3 protein-coding genes are annotated in these 2,919 nt (G+C 65.8%); all 3 read right to left on the bottom strand.

The window, feature by feature from the left end:
* On the bottom strand, nt 1-1,553 hold a 1,553-nt coding region (locus QOH60_RS05230), incomplete at its 3' end, for an urease subunit alpha (RefSeq protein WP_526417826.1).
* 7 nt (nt 1,554-1,560) lie between these two features.
* A complete protein-coding gene (gene ureB / locus QOH60_RS05225) occupies nt 1,561-2,229 on the bottom strand; it encodes an urease subunit beta (RefSeq protein ID WP_526417824.1) in 669 nt (222 codons plus the stop codon).
* Between the two features lie 24 nt (nt 2,230-2,253).
* A partial coding sequence (locus QOH60_RS05220) for an urease accessory protein UreF (protein ID WP_526417822.1) occupies nt 2,254-2,919 on the bottom strand: 666 nt, incomplete at its 5' end.

The following is a 2,919-nucleotide window of genomic DNA, read 5'->3' as shown; positions in this document are numbered from 1 at the left end:
ACCGACTTGATCGGCAACACGTTCTTGCGCAGCCCCAGCTTGTCCGGCACGCCCGCATCGATCGCGAGCGAGGACATGAACACGAACCCCAGTTTGGCGGCCGCGTCGCCAAGCGCACCCCAGTTGGCACGTTGGATGATCGGCTCCGACGACGAGATGGACCCTGCCGCGTCGCCGAGTGCCGCCCACGCGATCATCCCGTTCTTGAGTACCACCCTGGGTTTGACGCCGAAGAATGCGGGCTGCCAGATCACCAGGTCTGCCACCTTGCCGGTCTCGACGGAGCCGATGTGCGCGTCGGCGCCGATCGAAATGGCCGGGTTGATGGTGAGTTTCGCGATGTAGCGCTTGACGCGTTCGTTGTCGGCGAAGGCCGTCGTCTCCTCCGGCAGCCGCCCGATGCGCTGCTTCATCACCGCCGCGAGCTGCCAGCAGTTGGTGATGTTCTCGGCGAGCCGGCCCATGCCCTGGGTATCGCTGCCGAAGATCGAGATGGCTCCCATGTCGTGCAGGAAGTCCTCGGCGACCATGGTCTGCGGTCGGATCCGCGCCTCGGCGAACGCAATGTCCTCTGGCGCTTCCCAATTCATCAAGTGCGCGATCATCGTCATCGGCACGCCCTCATCGAGCCCGGTGATCGTGTAGGGGTTGGTCGGGTTGGTCGTACCGGGAATGACGTTCTCGTAGCCGACGCACCGGATCAGGTCGGGGGCGTGTCCTCCGCCCGCGCCTTCCACGTGATACATGTGGATGGTCCGGCCGCCGATCGTCGACAGCGTCTGCTCGGAGAACCCGAACTCGTTGATCGAGTCGGTGTGCAAGTGCACCGCGAAGTCGGCGGAATCGGCGGCCTGCAGCGTCTTGTCGATGACGGCCGGCGACGCCCCCAGATCTTCGTGGATCTTCACCGCGCCTGCGCCTGCGGCCACCGACTCCAAGACTGCCGCCGGATCGGAGGACCCGCGGCCGAACGCGACGAAGTTCATGGGTGTGTATTCGCCGGCCTTCAGGAACAGCCCGAGGTTGCGGGGGCTTCCGGTAGCGACTTCGAACGTTGGACCCAGCGATCCACCGATGAGGGTCGTGGTGCCGGTCGACAGCGCATGCTCGACCTGCTGCGGCGAAATCAGGTGCGCGTGGGTCTCGATCGCCCCTGCGGTCACAATCATGCCTTCGGCCGGAATCGGCGTGGTGCTGGTGCCGACGACCAGTCCAGGGGTGACACCGGGCATGGTGTCGGGGTTGCCCGCCTTTCCGATACCGACGATTCTGCCGTCACGGATGCCGATGTCCGCCTTGATGATTCCGGCCACCGCGTCGATGATGACCGCATTGCCGATGACGTAGTCGAGGGCTCCGTCCGACGGCTTCGTGGAAGGCCGGTACCCTTCGCCATCCCGTACGGACTTGCCGGCGCCTGCGAGCAACTCGTAACCGGGCATCGTGAAATCCCGTTCGACCTCGACGAAGAGGTCTGAGTCGGCGAGGCGGATCCGGTCCCCCTTGGTGGGGCCGAACAAGCGAGCGTAGGACTGCCGATTGATCGATGTCACTGTGCCGTCAGCCTTCGTGCTGCATGGCAAGTGCCGCTTCGAGGGCACCATGTGCGTCGAGTGGCCCGTTGACCACTCCCGAGAAGCCTTGGGCGACACGATCGCCTGCCATCGGAACCAGCGTGACCTCGACGGGAATTCCGGGTTCGAACCGCACTCCTGCACCGGAGGCGACGTCCAGTTTGTGGCCCCACGCAGCGCGGCGATCAAACTCGAGCGCTGGGTTGGTTTCGAAGAAGTGCGATTGGCTACGCACCTGGATGTCCCGGTCGCCGCGGTTGACAACGGTCAGCGCCAGTCGCTGGGCGCCGGGGAACAGCTCGATCGGCTCGTCGCCGACGACGATCTCTCCTGGGCGGATATCGTTCTCCCCAGCGATGATTGGGTCGATCAGCGTCACGAGCTTGGTGCCGTCGGCGAACGGAGCGTCCAGCGCCACGATGCGCACCATGTCGGGCACACCCGGTTCGCACTGGTCGGCCGTGAGCAGCGCTGCGGCGTGGTCGATCACCTCGTCGTAGGCCATGTTCTTGCGTGCAGCGAGCATCACCTCGTCAGCCAGCAGAGCCACCGCTTCGGGATGGCTCAACCGGATGCCTTCGCGGAGATTGCGCCGTGCCAGCTCGGCGGCGTTGAACACCGTAATGCGCTCGAGCTCGGTGGGCGTCAGGTTCACACGATCTCCTTCAGATCCAGGTGGTCAACTGGCGAACAACCGCACGCCATCGTCGTGGCGCTGGGCCGCGATGTCGGCGTAGGCGGTGAACGCGGCGGGTTCGGTGGGTGGCTGGCGTTGCAGGAGATCGATTAGGGGCGACGTCATGTTCGTCACGACCCGCTGGACACCGAGGTGCCCGCAGATTCCGAGACGCAGTGCGGCACCGGTGATTCCGGAAACGACCTGCCATGCCGCGACGGCCTCTGCCGTTTCGAGCGTGAGGCCCGCGGCGCGGAAGCAGACCGCCTGGGCCACCGCAAGGTGACCGGGGACGGCCCCAGCGAGTACCCGGCTGCGGTAGTCGCCGATGCCCGGGTCGATCACTGCAGCGAAAGTTGCGAGGGTGGCCGCACCAGCGCGGCGGGATGCCTCCCGTAGCACTGACATCGTCGCGACTGCCTCGGCGAAGGTGTCCACAGCGTCAGGGTCCGGTGCGGTCCAGGCCCGCCGCATTAGGACCCGGTCGCGCCGATGCCAGTTTCCCTCGAGCTGCTCAGCGACGAAAGCGCTGACGTCGCCCTCGTCCTGCACCATTCCGTCCCGGTAGGAGCCCTCCAACCCCGACGAGAAGGCGAACCCGCCGGACGGGAACGCGCTGTCACCGAAACGGATGGCGGCGAGCAGCTGTCCAAGATCAGTCATCGAGCG

The organism is Mycobacterium sp. (assembly GCF_032159765.1).
Classification (GTDB): Bacteria; Actinomycetota; Actinomycetes; order Mycobacteriales; family Mycobacteriaceae; genus Mycobacterium.
This window is presented reverse-complemented; position numbering and strand designations above follow the sequence as displayed.